Below are 26,146 nucleotides of genomic sequence, written 5' to 3' on the forward strand. Positions count from 1 at the left end.
GATCATGATTCAATACAATTTCCTCCTTAAAAAATTGATAGCTTCAAAATAAATATACCGTGTTTTTTCCTGTTTGCCAAGAAAAAAGGGAACATTTATTCGTTTTTTAATTTTCATTATATAAAAATTAAAAAACCGGATGAAGACGCTCATAACCGGTTTTCCATTTCCTTTATTACATTCATTACATAGTAGCATCCATAATTTGCCGTTCTGTGCCTGATCCCTTCCCGAGTACCGGAAAGATGAAGCTCAAAGACTGCTGTCGGCCGATCGTCGAATTGAATGCCGATATAGACAGTCCCAACTTCTTTTCCTTCAGAAGGATCAGGTCCTGCCACTCCCGTAAAGCTGATGCCGATATTGCTGCCGGTCAATTTTTTTATATTTTCCGCCATTTCTTTCGCACATTCAGAGCTAACGGCTCCTTTTGTTTTCAACGTTTCTTCCGACACGCCAAGAACATGCTGCTTCACTTCGTTTGTATAGCAGACAATTCCTCCAAGCACAATATTCGAAGCGCCTGGAAAATGGGTCAGCTGTTCGGAAAAAAGACCGCCCGTCAAACTTTCTGCAGCCGAAATAGTATATTGCTTTTCTTTTAGAAGCTTCATAAGCTGCTCTTGGATCGAAGTTTCACCGTGTCCATAAAAATATCGGCCAACACGGCTTAAAATCTTTTTTTCTGTTTCGTCAATCAGCTTCAGCGCAGTCGACTCATCTTCATGTTTTGCTGTCAGGCGCAATGTTACTTCGCCGTCTTTTGCCAGCGGCGCGATGGTCGGATTTGTTTGCTGATCAATCAGATCCTCTATATCTGTTTCAAGCTGAGATTCGCCGATGCCAAAGAAACGAAGCACACGCGAGATGATTTTTTCTTTTAACCCGTAATGATATTGCAAAAACGGCACACCGTAGTTGATAAACATCGGCTTCATTTCTTTCGGAACGCCCGGCATTAGCAAATATGTAATTCCGTTCACCTCTAACGCCATTCCTGGCGCCATTCCGTAATGATTTGGCAAAACAGTAGAACCTTCCAAAACTAATGCTTGTTTCCGATTGTTTTCCGACATTGTCCGTTTCGTCCGTTTAAAAAAATCCTCAATGTTTTTCATCGCCGCCTCGTCGATCACGAGACGTTTATTCAAAATACGTGCAATCGTTTCTTTCGTCAAATCATCTTTTGTCGGGCCGAGCCCGCCGGTAAAAATGATGCAATTCGACCGTTTTTTTGCCGTTTCGATCGTATGCTTGAGCCTCTCAGCATTGTCTCCAACGACCGTATGATAAAAAACATTAACACCTATTTCAGCAAGCTTTTTTGATATAAATTGGGCGTTTGTGTTGGCGATCTGTCCAAGCAACAGTTCTGAACCGACAGCAATAATTTCAGCATTCACATTCATACAATATCCTCCACATGGTTATTTCGAATTGACAAACGCGTGTTTATTTTTCATGAAATAGTCCCATCCAGATAAAATGGTAAAAAAGAGCGCAACCCACAAAGCAATGTCTGCAAATGGAAACGAAATCCATTCAAAAGGTATATTATGTAAAAGCAAAGCGGAAATAGCCATGATCTGCGTCCATGTTTTTATTTTGCCGAGCATGTTAGCTGCTACGACTTCTCCTTCACCAGCCAGAACTAAACGCAATCCGGTTACGGCAAATTCACGGCTGATGATCAGAATGACAATCCAAGACGGAGCAGCACCTATTTCCACCAATATGATGAGAGCTGAAGAAACGAGCAATTTATCGGCAAGAGGATCTAAAAACTTTCCTAAATTTGTCACAAGTCCAAGCTTGCGTGCATAATATCCATCAATCCAATCGGTCGTCGAAGCTAAAATAAAAATGAGGGCGCCAACGACATGTTTGACAGGGATGACTTCTTCACCGACCGACCAATTTCCCCAGTTAAAATCGCCCAGCATCACAATCATAAATATTGGAATTAGCATAATTCTTGATACAGTAATTCGATTTGGCAAATTCATTTTGTACCTCCACTAGCATAAAGTAAGAAAGAATAAGCCATCTCATACGATGACTTATTCATTCTTGTTATTTAAAATGATAATATCCTGCCGAACCATTTTATTCGGGTCCGTTTCATAAGAAACGGCTTCTCCATTCACTTGAATGGTCGTAAATCGAGCATCGCCTACAACGATTTTTGCTTCTTCTTCCGCTGTTACATCAACCGTTTTCTGCTCATTTTGTCGCATCATTCCTGCAAAAAACGATTTTCCTTTTCCGTTCTTCACTTCTATCCACGAATTCCCATTGGTTGAAATATCGATCACCAATTTGTCCGCATTGGACAATTCATATATGGTTTCTTTCCCTCTTACTTCTTTTACCGTCAATGTTTGCTTCGTTTCATTTTCGGCGTTCTCTTCTTTTTTCTCCTCTTGTTCTGTTTCTTCAACCGAACGGTCTTTTTCATCGACAATATTATTTTGCTCTTTTTTCTCAGGCTCCACGCCAGAGGTTTCTATTTTGACGGATTTTGTATCGTCCTCCGTCTGAACGCCTTCATCTGTGCTTCCACGCTGGGAAAGCACCCAAACGATAATCGCCACCAAAATAATAACAGCGATGACGGCAAGCTTCGGCAACAGCTCTAAAAATTTGGAAGCCGGCTTTGGAAGCTCTTTATGAGTTTGAACGCGGGACAATTTCTCAGGTATCTCATCATATGTACTTGGTATTTCATTTTTATACTGTTCAAATAAAACATCCGGATCAAGGTCAACCGCTTCCGCGTATTGTTTAATAAACGCACGCACATAAAAATTCCCCGGCATGATCGAGTAGTTTCCTTCCTCAATGCCGATTAAATAGCGCTTTTGAATTTTAGTTATTTCCTGCAAGTCATCGAGTGAGATGTTTTTTTCCAGCCTAGCTTGTCTCAGATGGTTACCTAACTCGCTCAAAACGTACCCACCTTTCTAAAAATCAAATCCATTATAAATTGAGTGGCCAAACGGCTGATGATTATTTTCTACAACGTCATACGTAATTTCTTCATCAGGGTGATGTCTAAGTTCAATAATGTAGTCGAAATCATCCAAAGTATATTCGGAGCTCTGAACGAAAATATCTGGATGCTCCACGACTTTCGTTGCCGGAAGCTGCATCACTTCCCGAACTAATTGCAAATGCTGTTCAGAGCCTCTTTTCATCGTGACGATTCCATCTAAAATAAACACGTTATCTGTCCGGTACTCATCAGCAATCAGCCTTTCCCGGACAGTTTGCTTCAGCATGGTTGAAGAGAGAAAAAGCCATCTTTTATTCGCACAGACGCTCGCCGCTACGATTGATTCTGTTTTTCCGACACGCGGCATTCCACGTATGCCGATTAATTTATGACCGTCTTGTTTAAAGAGCTCGGCCATAAAATCAACAAGAATACCAAGTTCATCGCGAACAAAACGGAACGTCTTTTTATCATCTGCATCCCGTTGAATATAAAAGCCATGACGGACAGCAAGACGATCTCTCAGCTTAGGCTGCCGCAATTTTGTCACTGTTATGTTGTCCATCGTATTCAGAATAGATTCAAGCCTTTTAATTTGTTCAATCGTTTCACAGCGCAGAAGCATCCCGCGGCGCATATCATCAACGCCGTTAATCGTAACGATATTAATGTTCAGCATACCGAGCAAAGACGAAACATCTCCCAGCAGCCCCGGCCGGTTTTTTTGAATTTTATATTCTAAATACCATTCAGTTTTTTCCACCTTCAAAGACCCCCAAATAACACACCTATAAATTTATAATAAATCATTTTAGATAAAGAAGAAAGGATAATTGCAAGGAAAAAATAAAGGGCATCTTGGTCATTTCACCAAGTGCCCTAACTTGACAGTAATAAATGAAAAACATCCTAATGGACGCTGTCATTTTGAACAAGTTTCACCATCATGTTGGCGATTGCATGTTGCTCCTCTTTTGAAGCGACACTCCACAGATCGTGAAGAATTTTTTCTTCAGGGTTTTTCGGCTCCACTTGCTTTGCTAAATAATCACCGATTTCATACGCTAAATTGGAAATAACCTCTTGGGACAATCCGCCGCTTTCTGCTTGCTGGAGGCGATCCGCCAAAAAATCTTTCCATTGATTCCAATTTTCCAATACTGACATATGTTCCCCTCCTTTATCGTTTAATCAATTTTTATTTTCCCTTGATCATGCAGTTTTTATACGGGAGAGGGAATCAGCAGTACCATCCTCCATTGACAGCAATCACCTGACCTGTAATGTAGGAAGCTTGCTCGCTAATAAGGAATAAAACAACATTCGCGACTTCTTCAGGCTTTCCATTTCTTTCAAGGGGGATGCTGTTTTTAATATCTTCCAATTCTTCAGGAGAGAATCGATCATTCATACTTGTATCGATCATGCCTGGCGCAACGGCGTTGACGCGAATATTGGAAGGCGCTAATTCCTTCGCTAGTGCTTTCACAAAGGAAATTTGCCCCCCTTTTGCCATGGAATACAAAGCTTCACAGCTGGCTCCTGTCTGCCCCCATATAGAGGAGATGAAAAGAATGCTTCCTTTTTGTTTTCTTATCATTCCACTGACTACTTTTTGAGTAATAAAAAAAGGCGACGTGAGATGAAGCTGTATAATTTTTTGATAATCTTCCATCAAAACATCTTGAATCAGTCCGTAGTGGGAAATACCGTTAGCAAAAATAAGAGCATCTATAGAAGTTGGAATGTTTTCAAGTAATTGTTCCGTCCCGCTTTCCGATGACAAATCCGCATAAACTGGAATGATCTGATCATATAACTTCTTTGCTTCTTTTAACGGTTCAATGTTTCGAAAGTATTGAGCATAAATTTGATATCCTTCCTGAGCCAATTTTTCTACAACCGCTTTTCCGATTCCTCCGCTGGCTCCAGTTACTAACGCTGTTTTCAAGATTTCCCCTCCGCAATATTATGATTTCGGCAAAACTTGGAAAACTGTTAAATAGTCTTCATCAATCGCTTCTTTTAAAACTGCTTCAATCGTGTCCATGTTTACATTTTCTAAAGCTTGCACAACATCGAACAGATTCATTTCGTTAAATTGATACCGGGTAAATTGATTGGCGATAAATTCAGGAGAATTAAAAGCCCTTAAAAAAGAGCCGATTTTTTTCTTTTTGGCGGCTTCCAGCTGCTCATCGGTAAATAACGATTGCTTGCTTTTCATAAGAGCTTCTTTTATATATTCACTCAGCTCATCCGGCCGGTCGGTATCGCCGCCGACCATAGCAAAACCGAAGCTGTACTCCTCTGTATAATCGAAGCTGAACGTATCATCAATGAGCCCTTTTTCATACAATTCCAAATAAAGCTTTGAGCTTTTGCCAAAAAGCATTTCTAAAATTAAATTCATGGAAAGCTCATGCGTAAGCAGCTCTTCCCCTTTTCGGAAAGGATGTTTTGCCTTTAAGCCGACTAAGCATTTCGACGACTTGACATTCATATAAATTTTTTCACTCGTTTTAAACACTTCATCTCTTTCATGTATTTGTTTGCGAACAATATTCGTTGGCTTTTTAAAATCTTTTTTTGCCTGATTCTCTTCCACTTGCTTGATAATTTTTTCCGGTTGAACAGGCCCGATCACAAACAGGAGCATGTTGCTGGGATGGTAAAACGTTTCGTAGCATTCATAAAGCTGCTCTTTTGTAATTTGATTTATCGAATCAATTGTGCCGGCAATGTCAATCCGTACTGGATGGCTTTCATACATGTTTTGGATGAGTCCAAAATAAAGCCGCCAATCAGGATTGTCTTGGTACATGTTGATTTCTTGACCTATAATGCCTTTTTCTTTTTCAACGGATTGGTCAGTAAAATAAGGACTTTGGACAAAATCTACTAACGTTTCTAAATTTTTTTCAACATTTGCCGTGCTGGAAAAAAGATATGCCGTTCTCGTGAAGGATGTAAATGCATTGGCCGATGCCCCTTGTTCACTAAACTGTTGAAATACGTCCCCATCCTTTTTTTCAAAAAGCTTATGTTCCAAAAAGTGAGCAATGCCATCCGGGACGTGAACGATTTCCTCTTTGCCAATTGGAACGAATTTATTGTCAATAGAACCGTATTTAGTGGTGAATGTCGCATACGTTTTATGAATCCCTTGTTTTGGAAGGACATAAACATCTAATCCATTTTCCATTTTCTTATAATAATACGTTTCTTTCAGTTGATCGAATGTAATTTCTTTTATCATAAAGATCCGCCCCCTTTCAAAAAATAAACCGTATCCAGTTGAATTTTTTCAGCAAGCTGGACGATTTCGTCTTTTTGGACCTTTTCTACCCCTTCGATCCATTCTTCAATAGTTCGGTTTGTTTTCGCAACAACATTGTGGTACAGCACTTCCGTCATTCCGTAAGGGGTATCGATTGTTTCCAGCAACTGATTTTTGATCACCGCTTTCGTTTGTTCCAATTCTTTATCTGTAAAATCTCCTTTTTTCATCGCTTCCATTTGTTCATGAATAATCGTGAGAGCGCGTTCGTAGTTCTTCATTTCAATTCCTGACATCACCATTAACAAGCCTTTATGGCTTTCCACTCTCGAGGAAGCATAATAAGCAAGACTGTTCTTTTCGCGAACGTTTAGAAACAGCTTCGAATGCGGAAATCCCCCAAAAATGCCGTTAAACACTTGCAATGCGTAATAATCATGATCACTATATGTTGTGTGCGTGCGGTACCCGATGTTCAATTTCCCTTGGGTAATGTCTTGTTCTTCGATAACTTCGTTAACCTTCTCAATTTTTTTTTCAACACTTTCAGCCCTCGCTTGTTGATTGGATTTTGTTAAACGGAAATATTTCCTGACAATATCAGCCACTTGTTCGTTTTCAATATCCCCGATCACAAATAAATCGACTTCATCATGCTGCAGCATGTTTGTATAATAATCCGTCAGCTGTTGAGGAGAAATTTGGTCGATATGCTCTTTCTCTCCGTTGACATGCAGACGGTACGGCTCAGTTTTGCACATTTCTTGGATTAAACGTAAATTCGCATAACGCATTTTATCGTCATAAACCGCTTGAATGCGCTGTTTTAATGTCCGCTTTTCTTGTTCGATAATGCTTTGATTGAACACCCCTTCTTGAAAAGGAGGCGAAAGAAGTACTTCGGACAACAATTCGATCCCTTTTTCCAATAAAGGTGTCTTATCTTTTAAAAATTTTTCATTCGGGATTTCCATCCGGAACGTAATGATATGGTTTTCTCCCTTTTTGGCTAAATCGACTTGCAATGTTGCACCGTACAAATCATCCAAATATTTCCTTAATTCAGTTGTGGATGGGTAGGATGCTGTACCTCTTTGCAAAACATGGGGAAGCAAAGCTCGAATGGTTACATCCTTTTCCGATAGCGGCGCCTTTAACCTTAAAATGAGTGAATTTGTTTTAAAAGCATTTGATGAAACGGTATGCAGCTGAATCCCGTTTATTTCGCTTACTTGCTCTTGTAAAAAACCCATTCTATCCCTCCTAAGCTGAAAGCTTTCTATATGATATTGTTTCCAATCATGAAAAAACACGTTATTAGTAATTATATCAATCATAGGATATTGAAGGAAATCATAACGAAATGAATTATTATTCAAAGTTTACATAATTAAATTACTGTTAATTATTTAACAAAAGCAGGGATGTCTCTAGCCAGATCAGCTAACTTATGACATCTATAAATAGGGGTATACTATACGATAAGATGCAGGAATTAAAAAGTCTTTAGCAGATTCTCGGAGAAAACACACTATTGATCGTTGCCCAATACTTTTTTGTGTGTTTCAGTTTATTGTTCAATTTTAAGTAAAAAAATACCATATACTTAAAAAGACAACAGAAAATGAATTCTGTTGTCTTTCATCATTATTTTTCAGGCACAGCTTTTGAAACAGCCTTTATGTTCTTTTCTGTTGCCTTTTGTCCGCTGCAGCAGAGCGAGCCAATGCTTGAAGATCGTCCTTGTCGGCAAGCTCTCTTGAAAATTCAATACTTTTACCGTCTGACTTCAAATTTTTTGGCACTTGCGGCAGCTTTGCTTTGTTTTTATCACGCGCTTTTTGCTTATGTGCTCTTCCCATTTTGCGCACCTCCGCAAAGAGGGTGTAGACAGTTGCTTTCACAACATGTCCTATCCATTAGGGTGACATGTTCGGAGCATTTTATAATTGGCATTTTTATGCTTTAATGGCTTTCATGTTTTTCTGAAAAGCCCCCCGCTCTGTCAGCCATTTTAAACGCTCTCGAATATGTGACTTCTTGGGCGCTGCTCAAACTGCTTTTTGCTTTTTTACGTTTCGCATCTTTTGCCATCCATCGATCTCTCACTTTCTAGTAAATGTAGTTTTAGTATGCCCGTTATTAAAATATTTTTGCATGAAAAACACGAAAATTTTTATGACAAACGTTCCTCCAGCTCTTCTTTAGAAATCAACACTTGGCGCGGCTTGCTTCCCTCATAAGGTCCAACTACTCCTCTCTCTTCCATGGCGTCAATTAATCTCGCAGCTCTTGAGTAGCCGATTCTAAATCTTCTTTGCAGCATGGATACACTTGCACTTTGCATGTCCACAACTAGTTGAACCGCTTCATTATATAATTCATCATCAACATCTCCATGATCCTCGGAATCTTCGTTCGGAATCATTTCTTCTTGATATTGCGCCTTTTGTTGTGAAATGACGTAATTCACGACTTTTTCCACTTCTTCATCTGATAAAAACGCTCCTTGAACACGAATCGGCTTTGATGATCCGACTGGCAAAAACAGCATATCTCCTCTTCCGAGCAGCTTCTCAGCTCCCCCCATATCCAAAATAGTGCGTGAATCGGTTTGGGAGGACACACTAAAGGCAATTCTCGATGGAATATTGGCTTTTATGACTCCTGTAATTACATCAACAGACGGACGTTGAGTCGCAATAATTAAATGAATGCCAGCAGCACGGGCCATTTGTGACAAGCGTGTAATCGAATCTTCTACATCAGAAGAAGCCACCATCATTAAATCAGCGAGCTCATCCACGATGACGACAATAAAAGGAAGCTCAGGCTGCTTCTCTTTTGACAGCGAATTTTGCCTTCTGATCATTTCATTATAACCTTCAATATTGCGCGTTCCAGTATGTGAAAACAGCTCGTATCTTCTTTCCATTTCATTTACTACTTTTTGCAATGCGAGCGACGCTTTTTTCGGATTTGTCACAACAGGAGCCAATAGATGCGGAATCCCATTGTAAACACTTAATTCGACCATTTTTGGATCGATCATCATCATTTTCACTTCATGAGGCTTCGCCCTCATCAAAATGCTTGTAATAATCCCGTTAATGCAGACGCTTTTTCCGCTGCCTGTTGCACCTGCAACAAGCAGATGCGGCATTTTGTTCAGTTCAGCCAGCACCGCTTCTCCAGTTATATCACGTCCTAAACCGATCAGCAGCTTGGAATCAGGGCGATCGTTCATTTTGGATTCCAGCACCTCGCGCAATGACACCATCGCAATTTCTGAATTCGGCACCTCAATTCCAATTGCAGACTTTCCCGGAATCGGCGCTTCAATCCGAATATCTTTTGCTGCTAAAGCCAGCGCCAGGTCATCGCTTAAACTGACAATTTTGCTTACCTTCACCCCGACATCCGGGTACACTTCATATTTTGTTACAGCAGGCCCTAAATGTACTTGGGTAACCTTTGCCTTCACTCCAAAGCTTTGGAAAGTGCGCTCTAGTTTTCTCGCATTATCGTAAATATTCCGCTTATCGGCATGCTGACCGCTGTATTTTGGAAGAGACAGCAAATCAATCGGAGGCAATTTATAATCTTTGTTTTCTATCTCCTGAAAGGCGATCGGCTCATCCTTTTCTTCAAGCGTAATTTGTTCCTGCTTTAAATTATTTTCGGGCTCTTTTTTATCATTTGTCACGATTTCTGGATGGTCTGTAAAACTGGAAATAATCGGTTCAGATGTATTTTCTTCTAAATGTTCATCTTCTTGTTCTTGATCGTCTTCAGCCTGAACCTTATTGGAGCGATGCTTCTTTTGCTTTTTCTTTTGTTTTTTTACTAAGGAAAATAAGTTCTTCATATCATCCACAAAAGCAAAAAATTGTTTTTTGAAAATCCGGCCGATGGACTCAACAATTTTGGAGAGGCTGTTTCCGAGTGATTTTCCGGAAATTAAGATGCAACCAATTATGATCAAGACAATGGAAATAATTCGGGTGCCCCCTGAAGAAAATAAATAGTATGATGCAGCAAAAAAAACGGCGCCGAGCATTCCTCCTCCAAGATCTTGAGCGCTTGCCTCCCCGTTTAATTCCTTTAAATACATCTCCCAAGTATTCAATATAACGCTTGGAGAAGCAAAAACTCCTCCCTTTGACAAATTTTCAAACAGCTTCATATGGCTGAGAATTAAAATTGAGCCAACTATAAGATAGATCCCGAGCCATCTTCTCGTTAAAAAATGAGGGAATGTCTTTTTCCAAAATATATATATGGAAAACCATAATAATCCTAGCAAAAAGATAATAAACCATTCTCCAGCGAAGAACCGAAAAAAGGCGACAAGCGCTTTGCCAGCAAATCCAAATTCGCTTAAAGCGATTATCGACAATGATAATAGCAGAAGCCCCGCTATTTCAAATTTTAGTTTATTTTGCCAATCCGTTTTTCTCTTTTTTCGTTTCCTTTTCACTTTTGCCACTTTAATCCCACCTATGTATTATGTAAAACAAGAACGCAGCCACTATTTGGCTGCGAACGACTGTTTGTGTCCATATTATATCATACAAACTTGAATTTAGGTATGCTAGCAACGATGTTGTCTTTAAAAGGAATGTTAGCTTCGAAAAAAAGGTACTTTTTGACCGGGGAAAACAGATTCCAATAAATAATGGTTTGGATTGGTTGAAAGCACTCTGACGATTTGGCATTGATTTTCTCCCGTTTCTTCTATTAATAATGAAATGCCGTTCATCTCAATAATGTGCCTTTTTTGAAAAGCTTCTTGATCTGATGGAAAAATGAGCTCTTCAGGAACAGTCGTGTATAAAATCATTGAAGGATGTCCCCTCCTTTTCCATTCTTTCTTTCCAAAATAAGTTCGTTCAATTTTTTCATCGCGCTTCCTACACCGCCTATTTCATCGATCAAGCCGTACTTAACCGCATCTTGACCGATAACATTTGTTCCAATATCCCTTGTTAAATTTCCTTTTGAAAACATCAGCTCTTTAAATTTATCTTCTGTAATATTGGAATGCTTTGTTACAAAACTAATAACCCGCTCCTGCATTTTATCAAGATATTCAAACGTTTGCGGAACACCAATGACCAAACCGGTTAACCTTATCGGGTGAATCGTCATCGTAGCCGTTTCCGCAATAAATGAATAATCGCATGACACAGCGATGGGCACACCGATAGAATGTCCGCCGCCAAGAACGATGGATACAGTCGGTTTCGTAAGCGAAGCAAGCATTTCAGCGATCGCAAGTCCTGCTTCAACATCGCCGCCGACAGTATTTAAAATGACGAGCAGTCCTTCTATTTTCATATTTTGTTCAATCGCCACAATTTGCGGAATGATATGTTCATATTTTGTTGTTTTATTTTGAGCAGGGAGCTGTATATGTCCTTCAATTTGACCGATAATGGTCAAACAATGAATGTTTGTTTCCTGATCCATTTGCGGAATGTTTGTTTGTCCTAACTGCTGAATTTTGTCAACTACATTTTCGCTTCCCTTTTCCACTGGCTGAACAGTCGGTTGATCAGCATTTCCGTTCATCCCAATCATCCTTTCTTCTTACCGTTATGATGTTAGTATGAACGGAATCCATTTTTTCATACGGCTAGGAAACCGTTTAAAAAATGAGAAAAAAGCAGGCTTCGTCGGCCTGCTTTTTGTCTAAACCTCCATAATAATTGGCAAAATCATCGGGCGGCGCTTCGTTTGCTCATATAAAAATTGATTCAAGACGTCGCGAATGTTTTGTTTCATTGTTGACCAGTCCATTGAGACATCTTCCATACAAGACGACAGTGTGTCATGCACCATTTTCGTAGCTTTGGAAATTAAGCTTTCAGACTCACGGACATACACAAACCCTCTTGATATAATTTCAGGACCAGCGACAATTTTTTTCATCTCTTTGTTTAACGTAACAACAACAATTAAAATGCCGTCCTGAGATAACAAACGCCGGTCTCTTAGCACGATATTTCCAACATCTCCTACACCAAGCCCGTCAATGAGTACATTTCCAGAAGGTACTTTTGTAACCGTTTTGGCAGATTTAGGGGTGAATTCAACCACATCTCCTTGATCGAGCAAAAAAATGTTTTCTTCGCGTATTCCGATCGATTGCGCAATTTTAGCATGCGCTATTTGCATTTTAAATTCACCATGAACGGGAATAAAGTATTTTGGTTTCATTAAATGTAGCATAAGCTTCAGCTCTTCTTGGCAGCCATGACCAGAAAAAAACGCTTTTTTATCAATCGAAACAACATTGGCTCCTGCTCGAAACAGCAAATCAATCGTTTTCGAATAAATAAGTTCTTGTCCGGGTGTTGGGGTCTGAGCAATTAAAACCGTATCATCGGAAGTTATATGATGTTGCTTGTGAATGCCTTTGGCCATTTTTGAAATTTCCGCAAGCGGATCGAATGAATCGCTTGCACATAGTAGAACAGAGTTTTGTTTTTCAAGCTTTTTTAAATGCGACACCGGAATAAACAAATCATCGTCAGCCTTTAAATACCGTAATTGTCTTGCAAGCTCAATAATTTTGGCAAACGATTTCCCTATAATTGCTATTTTTCTTCCAGTCTCAACTGCGGCATTGAAAATTTGCTGAATTCGGTAAATATTCGTCTCTGCTACAGATACAACAACTCTTCCAGGCGAATTATACATAACATCGTTGATCATTTCTCCGGCAAGAGCTTCGGAACCAGAAAAGCCGGGTCTTTCTGCATTGATACTGTCGGAAAGCAAACAAAGAACACCGCTATTACCGATTTCCGCCATTTTACCAAAATCAAGAAAATGACTTCCGATCGAGGATTGCTCTAATTTAAAATCGCCTGTATGCACGATCGCTCCCATTGACGTATGGAAACAAACTCCCATAGAATCAGGAATATTTGAGAATGTGCGAAAAAAAGAAACAGTCACTTGAGGAAAATGTACAGGCTTTCGCATATTCACTTCGCGAAAATCAGCGGTAACAGAATATTGCTTCATTCTTTCTTTTGTCAAGGCAATTGTCCATTTCGTTCCGTAAACTGGCGCATTGATATGTTTTAAAATGTAGAAAATCGCACCGATCCGATCCAATCTGCCATTTGTTAAGAAGATGGCCCGAACCCTATCTTTACGTTCAAGCAAATATGTAATATCCGGTATCACCACATCAATTCCGAGCATCTCGTTTTCAGGATATTTCAAGCCGGCATCCACAATAAAAATATCCGAGTCGATTTCGACGATGTACAGGTTTTTTCCGACTTCCCCAACCCCTCCTAAAGCAATAAGTTGAATTTTTTCAGCTTTTTTCATAAGTGTTAGTGATCCTCCCTAAATATCCCCGTCCAAAGCACTTAGCAATATTATACCTGATGAAAGAAATGGAATACAAGTTAATTTATATCAGGCACACTTATCCGAAAAATTAAGCCGCTAGACTCAGCTGTTTTGAATGGGGCAGAGTGGAATTTTTAAAATAAAAAAAGGCTAATCACGATGATCAGCCTAATTCATGGATCACAGCGGCTAATGATGTTCGCTCATCTGTTGTTAACGGAACTAACGGCAAGCGCACCGGACCAACATCCAGACCTTTTATTTGCAGCGCTGCTTTCACTGGAACAGGGTTTGGCGCCTTAAACAGTTCTTTCATTAATGGGAGAAGTCTTCGATGAAGGCTTCCGGCTTTTTTCACATCACCTGACAAAAAGGCTTGAATCATTTCTTGCATTTCATCTCCTACAACATGGGAGGCTACAGATATGACGCCATCACCGCCTATTGATAATGTCGGCAGCGTTAAGCTGTCGTCCCCAGTGTATAAAGCAAAATCATCTGGCGTTTTCTCGATAATTTTGGCCATATTATCAAGATCTCCGCTAGCTTCTTTAATCGCAACGATATTGTCAATTTCCGATAGACGAATAACCGTTTCAGGCGCGATCGAGGACGATGTTCTGCCAGGCACATTGTAAAGCATCACAGGAAGATGCGTGCTTTCTGCTATCGCTTTAAAGTGCTGATAAATCCCTTCCTGATTCGGTTTGTTGTAGTATGGAGTGACAAGCATAATCGCATCGACGCCGGTTTGTTCCGCCTTTTTTGTCAGTTCTATGGAAGCTCTTGTATTGTTTGTACCTGTCCCTGCAATCACTGGAACTCTTTTATTGACAACAGAAACGACATGTTTAAATAAAGCGAGCTTTTCTTCCGTTGTTAAAGTTGGAGATTCACCCGTTGTTCCAGCCACAACAATTGAATCTGTTCCATGATGGATTAAATATTCTACTAATTTTTCTGTTTTTTGGAAATCAATATTCCCGTTATTGTCAAACGGGGTAACCATTGCAGTTGAAATTCTTCCAAACATACCCACTTGTTCCTCACACCTTTATCGATTATTTTCCAAGATCAAACGCTTTATGAAGTGCATTAACTGCTTGAATCATTTCACTTTCCTTCACAAGCACCCAAATTGTTGTATGGCTGTCTGCCGATTGCAAAATTTGTATCCCTTCCTCCGATAAAGCAGCAACGATTTTGGAAGCGACTCCAGGGACTCCTTGAATGCCTGCTCCTACAATTGAGACTTTTGCACAATGCCGCGTGATCATCGGATCATATCCGATCTCTTTCAAAATTCCAACAGCAAGATCCGTTACATCCCCATGAACAGTATATATGACACTCTTAGGGGTAATATTAAAGAAATCGACGCTAATTCCGCTTGTAGCCATCGCTTTAAAAATTTCTTGATGAAAACGGAAATTCCCTTCTTTTGCATCTACTTTAATTTGCGTGACATCGGAAACATGAGCAATTCCAGTAATTAAACGTTCTTTTATGTCCGCACCTAGTTTATCCTGATGGTGAGAAGTGATAATCGTTCCTTTCGATTTAGAATAAGTGGAACGAATGCGAATCGGGATTTTGGCTTGCATAGCGATTTCAACCGCACGCGGATGAATCACCTTTGCTCCTTGATAGGCCAAATTGCAAATTTCCGTATACGTCACAAATGAAAGGGGCTTTGCATCCTTAACAATACGAGGATCCGCTGTCATAACTCCTTCCACATCTGTAAAAATGTCTACATATTCTGCTTTTAAAGCTGCTCCAAGTGCTGTTGCTGAAGTGTCACTGCCGCCGCGCCCAATTGTCGTCACATCTCCATTTGCTTGTGCTCCTTGAAAGCCTGCGACAACAACGACATCATTTGTTTCTAGAAGCCCGAGCAGGCGATCACATTTCAATTCTAATATTTTAGCATTTGTATGTTCATTTGTCGTCAAAAAACCTGCCTGCGCTCCGCTTAAAGCTGCCGCTTTTATTCCTTTTCCTTTTAGCATGCTAGTAAATACGACAGAAGAGATGATTTCTCCGCAGGACAGCAACATATCCTGTTCACGTTTGGAAATGGTGTCGATCCCGCCTTCCACAAGGCTGATCAGCGTATCTGTTGCGTACGGATCTCCTTTTCTCCCCATCGCTGATACGACGACGACCACTTTTTTTTTCTCAGACAAGGCTTCCTTTATATGTTCGTACGCATGTCTTCTGCCTTGTTCATCACGGACAGACGTTCCTCCAAACTTTTGAACAACAATGCTCATGATGTTCACCTCTATAAAATAACTAAACAGAAGAGAGCTGATGGCTTCAACTCTCTTCTTTTCACCTTATACTAATTTCAGTTTAATTAAACTTTCGGCAATTTGTACAGAGTTTAACGCTGCCCCTTTTAATAAATTGTCGGATACAACCCAAAGGTGGAAGCCGTTTGGCCGATCTAAATCTTTGCGAATTCGGCCTACAAATGTATCGTATTTGCCTTCTGCAAAAGCAGGCATTGGATAAATTTGATTTGCCGGATCATCTTCAAGCGTAACGCCAGGCGCATCTCTTAATACATTGCGAATATCATTTACAGTAACATCGTCCCTGTCGATTTCAATGTAGACTGATTCTGAATGCCCGATGACGACCGGCAAGCGGACGCAGGTCGCTGCAACTTCCAGATCCTTCATATGCATAATTTTTTTTGTTTCATTGATCATTTTCATTTCTTCAAATGTAAATCCATTTTCCTGGAACTTATCAATTTGCGGAATTGCATTAAACGCAATTTGATAATGTTTTTCGTCACTTTTAACAGGTAAAATTTCAGGTACAAACGGCTTTCCTTCTAAAATCGCTTTAGACTGTTCTTTCAATTCCTGGATCGCTTGTGCCCCCGCACCTGATACTGCTTGATAAGTGGAAACAATGACTTTTTTCAGCCCGAACGCTTTACGGATCGGCTGCAATGCAACAACCATTTGGATCGTCGAACAATTCGGGTTGGCAATAATACCGTTATGCCATTTTATATCCTCTTCGTTCACTTCCGGTACTACGAGAGGAACGTTTTCATCCATTCTAAATGCGCTCGTATTGTCGATCACGACCGCGCCTCTTTTGGCTGCTTCCGGTGCAAGCTGCTTCGACACGCTTCCTCCAGCGCTGAAAAGAGCGATATCAACCCCTTCAAAGCTTTCCGGTTCCGCTTTTTGTACTGTGATTGGTTTTCCTTTAAATGTAGCTGTCTTTCCTGCAGATCGTTCGGATGATAACAGCGTTAAAGTTTCCACAGGAAAGTTTCTTTTTTCCAATGTTTCGATCATTCGTGTTCCTACTGCTCCAGTTGCTCCGACAACTGCTACATGAAAACCTTTTTGAGCCATTTTCTATCTATCTCCTTCCAAAATGCATCAGAGTCGAATAATCATGTATTCGTATTACGTTTAATTGTATCACAGTAGCCAAAAAAAGTGATGAGCGATTTTTCATGAAAGCGTTTTATTTGTTTGATTATTTTTTATGTTCAATAATAACCGGCTGAAGCTGTCTATGTTCAAGCGCATGTTCAACTGTTTCCACTAACCGATCCATATTCGCCACCATTGAATTCGGTTTTTGGTGGGGTGCATCTTGGCCGAACGGAACAAAGAAAATATTTTTTGCCGCCATTAGCTTCATTAAATTTACGCCATTTAACCCGAGAGCATCGTTTGTAGAAATGGCTAGTACAACGGGGCGATGGTTTCTCATAGTCGCTTTTGCAGCCATCAATACAGGAGAGTCCGTCAAGGCATTCGCCAGTTTGCTCATCGAATTGCCGGTCATCGGCGCAATGACCATGCAATCAAGAGGAATTTTCGGACCTAAAGGCTCGGCATCCACGATCGAATCAATTACTTGATTTCCAGTCGCTTCTTCAATTCTTTTGACCCATTCTTCTCCTTCCCCGAATCTAGTTGTTGTCGTCTTTACGGTCGAGGTGACAATTGGCAAAACGTTTGCTCCTTTTTCAACGAGCTTTTGAATTTGCGGAAATACCGCATCATAAGTACAATGAGAGCCTGTTAAACCAAATCCGATCCGTTTACCTTTCACTTCCATTATCCATACTCCTTTCAAGCTGATGCTGTTCAGTTAAAAGGATTGTCAACGCATTCGCCAAAATTTGGCCCGCTGTCCTCGGTGCGACAATTCCTGGAAGACCAGGTGCTAAAATGGCTTTCATACCTCTTTTTTCAGCATAGTGGAAATCGGTTCCTCCCGGCTTTGATGCTAAATCGATAATAAGAGCGTGGACAGGCATAGCTGCCAAAACATTAGAAGACAACACCAACGCTGGAACTGTATTTATGCAAATATCGATCGACGACAATTCGTCCTTCAGTTCACTCAAATGAAACGGCTTCATTCCCATTTCCGTGATCCTGGCCAAATCTTTCTGTTTGCGAGCGCCTACCTTCACATTAGCTCCTAATGCTGCAAAAGTGCGGGCAACACTCATTCCTGTCCGTCCAAATCCGATAACGGCAATGTTGGAACCATGAATGGTAAAATCAGTATGTTGAATAACGAGCATTATGGTCCCTTCTACTGTCGGAATGGAATTATATATCGCTACATCATCACGGTCCAGTATCGGTACAAGCTTTCGTTTTTCTTTTTCCATTAACTCTTCTAAATATTTTGTGCGTATCCCAGAATAAAAGATGCAATGCTCAGGAGTGGAGGCCACCATTTCTCTTGTCAGTACGATTTCTTCAGCGGAAAAAACTGCTTCGACCTGTCCTTCGCTTCCGGTTCCTGAAACAGGCAATATTACTGCATCCATTCCTTCCAGACTAATATTATGGCTGTTTATTTTCACTGATCCTGTATACCCATGTTCAAGCTGATCAAATCCGATTAAAAATAGATTGGCATCGTGTTCTGATAGCCTTCGGATCACCTCTAGCTGCCGGGCGTCACCGCCAATTACAGCAACGTTTAAGCCAGTTAACATCCTTTTTTTCACCTTCTTTATGGCAATTCAGTTCAGTTTCGAAAACCATAATTAGCTCCCTGTTTTAAGCATATTATGTAGGCGGCAGCCGATAGGTGAATCGCATCGAAAAATTGCCAAAAAAATAAAGCCGGCTTCTTTAGCCGGCGGATCTTCATTAGTCATCAATTTTATTTAAGGAATTTTCCGGTACGTCAATAATGATCATATCTTGACCAATTTTTTTGATATGCTCCCACGGTACTCGAATATCATGTCCTTGTTTCCTTAAACCGAACCACTTTAAAGAAGGAATAATAAGCGCCGTGATTTGTCCAGTTTCCGCATTGATTTCAAAGTCTGTTTGACCGAGCACGCCTAGACGTTCCGCTCGTTTTACATCGACGATTTCTTTTCCGCTTAACTCGGATAAACGCATAGTATTGGCTCCCCTCTTTCATTTTAAATATACGAACATATTCACAGGCAGAGATTGATTCGAAACTGATGAACATAGCTTTCCATACATGTATACGTTTTTGACAAATAAAAAATGCCCGCCAATCCATCATAGCAGGCATTTTAATTCTGGAATTGCAGAAGAAAGATTCTCTTCCGGACTAATTAAAGATACAGCATATTCATCTGTAAAAATATGTTGAATAAGTTCATTGACGCTCATGATATCAACACGGTTAACCGTTTCGATAATTTCATCCAAAGATCGATGTTTGCCTAAGAGCAGCTCATTTTTGCCGTTTCTGCTCATTCTTGCATTTGTACTTTCAAGACTAAGCATTAAATTCCCTTTAATTTGTTCTTTTGAATGCATTAATTCTTTTTCAGTAATACCGCTTTTTTTCAATTTTTCAATTGTTTGAAAAATCGTTTCAAATAAAATATTCAGCTGGTTTCTTCCAGTCCCACCATATATTGTGAGCACTCCACTGTCTTCATATGAAGTGTGGTAAGAGAAAATAGAATAAGCAAGCCCTTTTTCTTCCCTCACCTCTTGGAATAAGCGGCTTGACATGCTCCCGCCCAAAATATTGTTTAACACAATTAAGCTGTAAATGTCGTCATGACCGACTCTCAACCCTTTAAACCCAATGCAGAGATGCGCTTGCTCCGTCTCTTTTTTCTTGGCGATTTTTTGGTCCAAAAAAACCGGTTCCTTATATTTTTCTTTTTTATGAGACGACTTAAAATTGCCGAACCATTTCTCAACCTCTTGAATAAAGCTTTCTTGAACGTTTCCAGCTACTGAAATAACGATATTGTCAGGAGTATAGTATTTTTCCATATAGCTTTTCAACGCATCGCCGGTAAAACTAGATAAAGTTTTTTCTGTGCCTAAAATCGGATAGCCAAGCGGATGATCGCCAAACGCAGCCTGACTTAACAAATCGTGCACAATATCGTCTGGAGTATCTTCATACATTTTGATCTCTTCTAAAACAACATTTCGTTCTTTGTTTAATTCTTCTTCTTCAAATACTGAGTTAAAAAACATATCAGCCAGCACTTCAAGTGCATAATTTGCATGCTCATCGAGCACTTTTGCATAATAGCAGGTGTATTCTTTTGAGGTGAAGGCATTCACCTGACCGCCAATTTTGTCAAAAGCTTCTGCAATTTCTCTAGCTGTTCTTTTTTCTGTTCCTTTAAAAAACATATGCTCTAAAAAATGAGAAATGCCGTTTGTTTCTTTCGTCTCGTTTCTAGAACCTGTGCCAATCCAAACTCCGATAGCAACGGAGCGAACAGTCGGAATGGATTCTAAAATGATTCTAACACCATTTTGGCATGTATATTTCTTGATCAAATTGTAACCCCCTGTTCTTCCAATCAGTCAAGACGTTTTTCATCCAGCAGACTAGAAAGTGAACCGATGGAAAGATTTTTTTCTTTAATCTTTTTAATTAATGAATCTAGACTCTCTGCGGTCGATGACGTCGGATGCATTAAGATCATGGCGCCGTTATGAATTTTTGACATCACTCGATTGATTAACGTTTCAGGCCGCGGCTTTTGCCAATCAATCGTGTCAACAGACCACATGATCGTTTCCATGTTCATATCTGCCGCTATATCTACGACCTCCTTGCGAAAGCTGCCGCTTGGAGGCGCAAACCATTTCACGTTTTTTCCTGTCGTCGCTTTGATGATTTTGTTCGTCTCTTCCATCTCTTGTCTAATTCTTGCAGACGGCAGGCGGGCCATATCTGGATGCGAGTATGAATGATTTCCAATTTCATGGCCGCTTTCTACAATCATTTTAGCCAGTTCAGGATTTTCTTTTACCCATCTTCCTTCTAAAAAAAACGTCGCTTTGACATGGTGCTTTTTTAGCACGGCCAACATTTTTGGAAGATACTCATTTCCCCATGCAACATTTATTAAAAAGGATACCATTGGCTTATCCGGATGTCCACGGTAGATCACTTCGTTCGGCAAATCACTTAAATGAACAGAAGGCGGAATTTGCTTGAATACAAGAAGCTTCGGATCAAAAGAACCCTTTTTCTTCATTCTCTTATACGATGCGTCAATGTCGACTGATCGCCCATTATAACCGGGCGTTTTTTTCCAAACTCTATGTATTTCAGCATTTTCCGGAGGAATTTCATACTCTTTTGCTTTGGCAACGATTTCTTGATACAATGAATCTCCGCCAGATACAGCCAATTCATGCTTTGCTTTTAATTGCTGAAGAAAGATCAATGTATAACGATTATCCAATATGACATAAGAAAAAAGTATGATCAATATAAAAATGGCTATTTTCCCTTTTTTTCGCTTCATCGCAACATCCCCTTTTTCACTTATAAAACTATGAAAAAAGGGGACAAGATAGAACTGCCAACCGCAAAAATGGAAAAGAAGCCGGGTTTTCCCTGGCTCCGGTCAAGACTTTTGCTGCTCTTTTTGGTCCCTTAAAACGGCCTTTCTTGATAAATTGACACGACCTTGTTTATCGATTTCCATCACTTTGACTAAAATTTCATCACCGACTGACACAACATCCTCCACTTTTCCTACCCGCTCTTCTGCAAGCTCAGAAATGTGGACAAGACCATCTTTTCCGTTAAACAGTTCCACGAATGCGCCGAATTTCTCGATCCGTTTAACTTTTCCTAAATACATTTGTCCGACTTCAATTTCTCTTACAATATCTTCAATAATTTTCTTCGCTTTTTTATTCATTCCTTCGTCTACGGAAGAAATGTAGATTGTGCCATCTTGTTCAATATCGATTTTTACTCCTGTTTCTTCAATGATTTTGTTAATTTGTTTTCCGCTAGGTCCAATCACGTCACGAATTTTATCCGGATTGATGACCATGGTTAAAATTTTTGGAGCATATGGCGATAATTGTTTTCTCGGTTCAGAGATTGTCGCCAGCATTGATTTCAAAATTTCAAGGCGGCCTTTGCGAGCTTGTTTTAACGCTTCTTCTAAAATTTCACGGGACAAGCCTTTAATTTTAATGTCCATTTGCAGCGCGGTGACGCCTTTTTCTGTACCAGCGACTTTAAAGTCCATATCACCAAGCGCATCTTCCATGCCTTGAATATCTGTTAAAACCGTATAGTTGTCACCAGATTTTACAAGTCCCATTGCAATTCCAGCAACAGGCGACTTAATCGGCACGCCGGCATCCATCATCGCTAAGGTGCTTGCACAAATGCTCGCTTGTGAAGTTGAACCATTTGATTCAAGCACTTCTGAAACGAGACGAATTGTGTACGGAAAATCGCGCTCGGAAGGTATGACTGGCTCAAGCGCTCTTTCTCCCAACGCTCCATGACCAATTTCCCGTCTGCCAGGCCCCCTCATCGGACCGGTTTCCCCGACACTAAATGGCGGGAAGTTGTAGTGATGCATGAACCGCTTTGATTCTTCTACGCCGAGTCCGTCAAGTATTTGTACGTCTCCTAAAGCTCCGAGCGTACAAATAGACAGGGCTTGTGTTTGGCCGCGGGTGAAAAGACCTGAACCGTGCGTGCGCGGCAAAATTCCGACGGAAGACGATAATGGACGGATTTCGTCAATTTTTCGTCCGTCAGGTCTCACTTTTTCTTCTGTAATGAGACGGCGCACTTCCTCTTTCACGAGCTTGTGCAAAATTTCTTTTACTTGCTTAATCGTTTCTTCATCTGCTTCTTCTTCCTCAAATATTGCGACAGTCTTCTCTTTCACTTCATTAATAGCATCTTCGCGGGCGTGTTTTTCAGGCACTTGGATGGCTTGCAATAAGTCGGCAAGAGCCATTTCACGAACTCTTTTTTCAAGCTCCTCATCGATTTTATATAATTCGACTTCCATTTTTTCTTTTCCGATTTTTTCTACAATCTCTTCTTGGAATGCAATCAAACGTTTGATTTCTTCATGGCCAAACATGATTGCTTCTAAAATCGTTTCTTCAGGCACTTCATTGGCTCCTGCTTCCACCATGTTGATGGCATCTTTCGTGCCGGCTACGATTAAATGGATATCGCTTTTCTCAAGCTGTTCGACAGTTGGATTAATGATAAACTGGTCATCAAGGCGGCCGACCGTGACTCCGGCAATCGGACCTTCAAACGGAATGTCCGATATTGACAGCGCGAGCGAAGATCCAAACATAGCCGCCATTTCGGAAGAACAATCTTGGTCGACGCTCATCACCATGCTGACTACTTGAACCTCATTGCGAAACCCTTCTGGAAACAGCGGGCGAATCGGTCTATCGATTAAACGGCTCGCTAAAATAGCTTTTTCACTCGGTCTACCCTCTCGTTTAATAAACCCTCCCGGGATTTTACCGACAGCATAAAGCCTTTCTTCATAATTGACCGTTAGGGGAAAGAAATCCACTCCTTTTGCTTCCTTCGAAGCGGTTGCCGTACATAAAACGACCGTATCTCCATAGCGGACTAAAACGGCGCCGTTCGCTTGCTTCGCCAGCTGGCCGATTTCAACAGTCAGCTTACGTCCGGACCAATCTATGGAAAAAACATGTTTCTCTTGATCCATACTTGTTTTGAACCCCTCTTTCATTGACAAAGTCTATCTTCGCACATAAATTGTACAAAAATGTTATTTTTAAACTTTTCAATCTATATCGTTTTTATGTAATCTGTTATAAACTTTTTTGAATACAGTAAAAAAGCGGGAAATCTCCCGCTTCCATACAACTTAACGACGCAAACCGAGTTTATTGATGAGTTGACGGTACCGTGCAACATCTTTATTGCGCAAATACGTCAACAAATTACGGCGTTTCCCAACCATTTTCAAAAGACCTCTGCGTGAATGGTGGTCTTTTTTGTGAACGCGCAAATGCTCATTTAAAATGTTGATTTTTTCAGTTAGGATAGCAATTTGCACTTCAGGAGAACCAGTATCTGATTCATGTGTTTTAAATTGCTCAATCACTTCATTTTTCCGTTCTTGCGTTAAAGCCATCCTTGTCCACCTCCTAAATATAATCCCCGGCTACCTAGCAAGCGTCGGTGACTCGCGTTGCCACGCAGCGGTTAAAAGTTACAAGAATAAGAATACTATTTTTCCCAAGAAAAAGCAAGGAGGTTCCATTAAAAATTTTTTTCAGCCGTGATTTTATCCGATTCTGTCAGCCGCTGAAAAAAATCTTTTGCTTCCTTGATATCCCGTTTGATTTGGGCAATTAATTCTTCCACACCAGAAAACTTTTGTTCACTTCGTATTCGTTTGAACCATTTTACGGTCACATCTATATCATAAATTTCTTCATGAAAATCAAAAATATGAACTTCTATGCTCGGCTTGTCCGGTCTTTTTTCATGAAATGTCGGCTTATAACCGATATTGCATATGCCCGCATATTCCTTCCCATTCATGCTGATTTTGACCGCATATACCCCTGTCGGAGGAGTAATGTAGGATTCGCTTAGTTCAATATTTGCGGTTGGAAAGCCGATTGTCCGCCCTCGCTTTTCTCCATGGATTACCTTTCCGGATACTTGATGAGGCCGCCCTAGAAGAGAGCATGCATAAGAAACATCACCATTTTTAATCGCGTTTCGAACGAGGGAAGAGCTGATTTTTCTTTCACCGTCTGTCAGCTTTTCAACCGTCGTATGCGTAAAGGCTCCTCTTGAATAGAAAGGCAAAGTTTCCATTGTTCCTTTTCCAAACCGGCCGAATGTAAAATCAAAACCGGCCACAACGTGAATGGCATTTAATCCGATAATATATTGATCGACAAATTGTTGAGGCTGAAGCAAGCTAAAGCTTTCTGTAAATTCGACTAAATACAATCGATCAATTCCAAGATCTTCAATAAACTTCAGTTTCTCTTGTAAAGGAGTAATATATTCTATTTGTTGAATATTTTTTTTTAAGACGATGGATGGGTGCGGATCAAATGTCATCACCGCACATTCAACATTTAATTCTTCAGCCTTCTGTTTAGCTGTTTGAATGACTTTTTGATGCCCTTTATGGACTCCATCAAAAAATCCGAGCGCCATTACCGATTTCGGCACATTTTGTTTTGCCAAATGGTGTGGATGTGTTATTTTTATCATTTTCACCGAAAGTTCCCCTTTTCTTACCTATTCATTCGTTTTTAACACCTTGACGGGTTTAAGCACATTGTTTTTTTCTGAATGCTTTTTATATATGGCAATAATTTCTCGATTATTCCATATTGCTACAACATCATTTTGTCCAATATGCTGGAAATCCTCGTTCATTTCCAACATCGCTCCGTTTTTTACTTTCTTTGCTAATGTATCATTTATTTTAATTTTCGGCAATTGATTTAATGCTTCCTCTATGGTAAGAAAACCGTTTGGCAAATCTCCCGTTTTTAAACATTGCTCGACCGCTGAAAACGTGACGCAGTCATGTAAATGAAAACGGCCGGATCTTATTCGCACCAATTCAGACATGTGAGCAGGATACCCTAATTTTTCTCCGATCATGACCGCGAGAGTTCGAATATATGTCCCTTTTGAGCAAGAGACTTGAATGGAAAAGGAAGCCGTTTTGTCATGTTGTTTTATATCGCTTAAAAGGTGTATGGCATGAATGACAACCCTTCTTTTCGGCCTTTCGACTACTTTCCCTTCACGCGCGTATTCGTATAATTTTTTTCCATTCACTTTTACAGCAGAATACATTGGCGGAATTTGTTCAATTTCTCCGCGAAAGCTTTCCAGCACTCGTTCAATTTCCTCTTTTGATGGCGGGAGCTTTACTTCTTTTTCAGCAATAATGCTTCCAGAAGCATCCTCTGTTTCAGTGGCAGCTCCTAATGTTACTTCAGCGATGTATTCCTTATTCTCAGCCATTAAATATGACGAAATTTTTGTTGCCTTGCCGATGCAAATAGGGAGCACGCCTGAGACATCCGGATCTAATGTACCAGTATGCCCCGCTTTTTTCGTTCGAAACAATTTGCGCACTTTTTGGACACAATCATTTGAAGTCATTCCTCTAGGTTTATGTAAGAGAAGAACGCCGTCCACAGTCACACCTTCCTTTT

The 26,146-nt window shown here is 40.3% G+C and carries 26 protein-coding genes; all 26 read right to left on the reverse strand.

Features of this window, described 5'->3' with window-relative positions; all coding sequences use genetic code 11:
* Positions 1–149: 149 nt before the first annotated feature.
* Entirely contained in the window at positions 150–1,403 is a 1,254-nt protein-coding gene (locus tag NSQ84_RS10025) for a competence/damage-inducible protein A (RefSeq protein ID WP_327873529.1), read from the reverse strand.
* A 24-nt stretch (positions 1,404–1,427) separates the two neighbouring features.
* Complete coding sequence (gene pgsA, locus NSQ84_RS10030; protein ID WP_066246436.1) at positions 1,428–2,006, reverse strand: CDP-diacylglycerol--glycerol-3-phosphate 3-phosphatidyltransferase; 579 nt, start codon at positions 2,004–2,006, stop codon at positions 1,428–1,430.
* Between the two features lie 54 nt (positions 2,007–2,060).
* The gene (locus NSQ84_RS10035) at positions 2,061–2,948 is read right to left on the reverse strand and encodes a RodZ domain-containing protein (RefSeq protein ID WP_066246440.1); all 888 of its coding nucleotides are present in this window, start codon (positions 2,946–2,948) and stop codon (positions 2,061–2,063) included.
* Positions 2,949–2,963: 15 nt separating this feature from the next.
* Entirely contained in the window at positions 2,964–3,758 is a 795-nt protein-coding gene (locus tag NSQ84_RS10040; RefSeq protein ID WP_066246441.1) for a YmfK family protein, read from the reverse strand.
* A 146-nt stretch (positions 3,759–3,904) separates the two neighbouring features.
* A complete protein-coding gene (locus NSQ84_RS10045) occupies positions 3,905–4,162 on the reverse strand; it encodes a DUF3243 domain-containing protein (protein WP_063386726.1) in 258 nt (85 codons plus the stop codon).
* A 73-nt stretch (positions 4,163–4,235) separates the two neighbouring features.
* On the reverse strand, positions 4,236–4,946 hold the full coding sequence (locus NSQ84_RS10050; RefSeq protein WP_066246444.1) for an SDR family oxidoreductase: 711 nt from the start codon (positions 4,944–4,946) through the stop codon (positions 4,236–4,238).
* Positions 4,947–4,964: 18 nt separating this feature from the next.
* Positions 4,965–6,254, reverse strand: a complete 1,290-nt coding sequence (locus NSQ84_RS10055; protein ID WP_066246447.1) for a pitrilysin family protein — start codon at positions 6,252–6,254, stop codon at positions 4,965–4,967.
* Positions 6,251–7,528 (reverse strand): pitrilysin family protein, encoded by a 1,278-nt coding sequence (locus NSQ84_RS10060; protein ID WP_066246449.1) that lies wholly within the window; start codon positions 7,526–7,528, stop codon positions 6,251–6,253. The genes NSQ84_RS10055 and NSQ84_RS10060 overlap by 4 nt, the downstream gene beginning before the upstream one ends.
* Before the next feature lie 426 nt (positions 7,529–7,954).
* Positions 7,955–8,137, reverse strand: a complete 183-nt coding sequence (locus tag NSQ84_RS10065; RefSeq protein WP_063386722.1) for a YfhD family protein — start codon at positions 8,135–8,137, stop codon at positions 7,955–7,957.
* A 103-nt stretch (positions 8,138–8,240) separates the two neighbouring features.
* Positions 8,241–8,369, reverse strand: coding sequence for a YfhE family protein (locus NSQ84_RS10070; protein WP_311066216.1), 129 nt, complete (start codon positions 8,367–8,369; stop codon positions 8,241–8,243).
* Between the two features lie 82 nt (positions 8,370–8,451).
* A complete protein-coding gene (locus tag NSQ84_RS10075) occupies positions 8,452–10,764 on the reverse strand; it encodes a DNA translocase FtsK (RefSeq protein ID WP_066246451.1) in 2,313 nt (770 codons plus the stop codon).
* A 135-nt stretch (positions 10,765–10,899) separates the two neighbouring features.
* Positions 10,900–11,118 (reverse strand): YlzJ-like family protein, encoded by a 219-nt coding sequence (locus tag NSQ84_RS10080; protein WP_066246452.1) that lies wholly within the window; start codon positions 11,116–11,118, stop codon positions 10,900–10,902.
* Positions 11,115–11,849: a ClpP family protease gene (locus NSQ84_RS10085; RefSeq protein ID WP_066246454.1), complete on the reverse strand. Its 735-nt coding sequence runs from the start codon at positions 11,847–11,849 to the stop codon at positions 11,115–11,117. Before NSQ84_RS10085 ends, NSQ84_RS10080 begins: the two co-directional genes overlap by 4 nt.
* Before the next feature lie 120 nt (positions 11,850–11,969).
* Positions 11,970–13,625, reverse strand: a complete 1,656-nt coding sequence (locus tag NSQ84_RS10090) for a ribonuclease J (protein WP_063386718.1) — start codon at positions 13,623–13,625, stop codon at positions 11,970–11,972.
* 187 nt (positions 13,626–13,812) lie between these two features.
* Positions 13,813–14,688: a 4-hydroxy-tetrahydrodipicolinate synthase gene (gene dapA / locus NSQ84_RS10095; protein WP_117016776.1), complete on the reverse strand. Its 876-nt coding sequence runs from the start codon at positions 14,686–14,688 to the stop codon at positions 13,813–13,815.
* A 22-nt stretch (positions 14,689–14,710) separates the two neighbouring features.
* Entirely contained in the window at positions 14,711–15,925 is a 1,215-nt protein-coding gene (dapG, locus tag NSQ84_RS10100; protein ID WP_063386717.1) for an aspartate kinase, read from the reverse strand.
* Between the two features lie 66 nt (positions 15,926–15,991).
* On the reverse strand, positions 15,992–17,035 hold the full coding sequence (gene asd, locus NSQ84_RS10105; RefSeq protein WP_063386716.1) for an aspartate-semialdehyde dehydrogenase: 1,044 nt from the start codon (positions 17,033–17,035) through the stop codon (positions 15,992–15,994).
* 127 nt (positions 17,036–17,162) lie between these two features.
* Positions 17,163–17,753 carry a dipicolinate synthase subunit B gene (locus NSQ84_RS10110; protein WP_063386715.1) on the reverse strand — a complete coding sequence of 197 codons (591 nt, stop codon included), beginning with the start codon at positions 17,751–17,753 and terminating at the stop codon, positions 17,163–17,165.
* Positions 17,737–18,651, reverse strand: a complete 915-nt coding sequence (gene dpaA, locus NSQ84_RS10115) for a dipicolinic acid synthetase subunit A (protein ID WP_066246456.1) — start codon at positions 18,649–18,651, stop codon at positions 17,737–17,739. Before dpaA ends, NSQ84_RS10110 begins: the two co-directional genes overlap by 17 nt.
* 157 nt (positions 18,652–18,808) lie before the next feature.
* A complete protein-coding gene (locus NSQ84_RS10120) occupies positions 18,809–19,069 on the reverse strand; it encodes a YlmC/YmxH family sporulation protein (RefSeq protein WP_063386713.1) in 261 nt (86 codons plus the stop codon).
* 129 nt (positions 19,070–19,198) lie between these two features.
* A complete protein-coding gene (locus tag NSQ84_RS10125) occupies positions 19,199–20,455 on the reverse strand; it encodes a pitrilysin family protein (RefSeq protein WP_066246458.1) in 1,257 nt (418 codons plus the stop codon).
* Between the two features lie 23 nt (positions 20,456–20,478).
* Entirely contained in the window at positions 20,479–21,435 is a 957-nt protein-coding gene (locus NSQ84_RS10130; RefSeq protein WP_327873769.1) for a polysaccharide deacetylase family protein, read from the reverse strand.
* Positions 21,436–21,537: 102 nt separating this feature from the next.
* Positions 21,538–23,649: a polyribonucleotide nucleotidyltransferase gene (gene pnp / locus NSQ84_RS10135; RefSeq protein WP_063386710.1), complete on the reverse strand. Its 2,112-nt coding sequence runs from the start codon at positions 23,647–23,649 to the stop codon at positions 21,538–21,540.
* Between the two features lie 162 nt (positions 23,650–23,811).
* A complete protein-coding gene (gene rpsO / locus NSQ84_RS10140; protein WP_063386709.1) occupies positions 23,812–24,081 on the reverse strand; it encodes a 30S ribosomal protein S15 in 270 nt (89 codons plus the stop codon).
* Positions 24,082–24,209: 128 nt separating this feature from the next.
* Positions 24,210–25,190 (reverse strand): bifunctional riboflavin kinase/FAD synthetase, encoded by a 981-nt coding sequence (ribF, locus tag NSQ84_RS10145; RefSeq protein WP_130156272.1) that lies wholly within the window; start codon positions 25,188–25,190, stop codon positions 24,210–24,212.
* A gap of 21 nt (positions 25,191–25,211) precedes the next feature.
* The gene (gene truB / locus NSQ84_RS10150) at positions 25,212–26,093 is read right to left on the reverse strand and encodes a tRNA pseudouridine(55) synthase TruB (protein ID WP_311067349.1); all 882 of its coding nucleotides are present in this window, start codon (positions 26,091–26,093) and stop codon (positions 25,212–25,214) included.
* Between the last annotated feature and the right edge of the window lie 53 nt (positions 26,094–26,146).

The sequence above is a fragment of the Aeribacillus sp. FSL K6-3256 genome, from assembly GCF_037965805.1.
Classification (GTDB): Bacteria; Bacillota; Bacilli; order Bacillales; family Aeribacillaceae; genus Aeribacillus; species Aeribacillus composti.

Bases quoted from the DNA above. Each gene is read 5' to 3' on its own strand.
- pgsA (WP_066246436.1), bottom strand. From the start codon at position 2,006: ATGAATTTGCCAAATCGAATTACTGTATCAAGAATTATGCTAATTCCA.
- NSQ84_RS10130 (WP_327873769.1), bottom strand. From the start codon at position 21,435: ATGAAGCGAAAAAAAGGGAAAATAGCCATTTTTATATTGATCATACTT.
- NSQ84_RS10090 (WP_063386718.1), bottom strand. From the start codon at position 13,625: ATGAAAAAAGCTGAAAAAATTCAACTTATTGCTTTAGGAGGGGTTGGG.
- NSQ84_RS10080 (WP_066246452.1), bottom strand. From the start codon at position 11,118: ATGATTTTATACACGACTGTTCCTGAAGAGCTCATTTTTCCATCAGAT.
- rpsO (WP_063386709.1), bottom strand. From the start codon at position 24,081: ATGGCTTTAACGCAAGAACGGAAAAATGAAGTGATTGAGCAATTTAAA.
- NSQ84_RS10060 (WP_066246449.1), bottom strand. From the start codon at position 7,528: ATGGGTTTTTTACAAGAGCAAGTAAGCGAAATAAACGGGATTCAGCTG.
- NSQ84_RS10120 (WP_063386713.1), bottom strand. From the start codon at position 19,069: ATGCGTTTATCCGAGTTAAGCGGAAAAGAAATCGTCGATGTAAAACGA.
- truB (WP_311067349.1), bottom strand. From the start codon at position 26,093: ATGACTTCAAATGATTGTGTCCAAAAAGTGCGCAAATTGTTTCGAACG.
- pnp (WP_063386710.1), bottom strand. From the start codon at position 23,649: ATGGATCAAGAGAAACATGTTTTTTCCATAGATTGGTCCGGACGTAAG.
- NSQ84_RS10085 (WP_066246454.1), bottom strand. From the start codon at position 11,849: ATGAACGGAAATGCTGATCAACCGACTGTTCAGCCAGTGGAAAAGGGA.
- NSQ84_RS10110 (WP_063386715.1), bottom strand. From the start codon at position 17,753: ATGGAAGTGAAAGGTAAACGGATCGGATTTGGTTTAACAGGCTCTCAT.
- NSQ84_RS10065 (WP_063386722.1), bottom strand. From the start codon at position 8,137: ATGGGAAGAGCACATAAGCAAAAAGCGCGTGATAAAAACAAAGCAAAG.
- NSQ84_RS10045 (WP_063386726.1), bottom strand. From the start codon at position 4,162: ATGTCAGTATTGGAAAATTGGAATCAATGGAAAGATTTTTTGGCGGAT.
- dpaA (WP_066246456.1), bottom strand. From the start codon at position 18,651: ATGTTAACTGGCTTAAACGTTGCTGTAATTGGCGGTGACGCCCGGCAG.
- dapG (WP_063386717.1), bottom strand. From the start codon at position 15,925: ATGAGCATTGTTGTTCAAAAGTTTGGAGGAACGTCTGTCCGTGATGAA.
- asd (WP_063386716.1), bottom strand. From the start codon at position 17,035: ATGGCTCAAAAAGGTTTTCATGTAGCAGTTGTCGGAGCAACTGGAGCA.
- NSQ84_RS10070 (WP_311066216.1), bottom strand. From the start codon at position 8,369: ATGGCAAAAGATGCGAAACGTAAAAAAGCAAAAAGCAGTTTGAGCAGC.
- NSQ84_RS10055 (WP_066246447.1), bottom strand. From the start codon at position 6,254: ATGATAAAAGAAATTACATTCGATCAACTGAAAGAAACGTATTATTAT.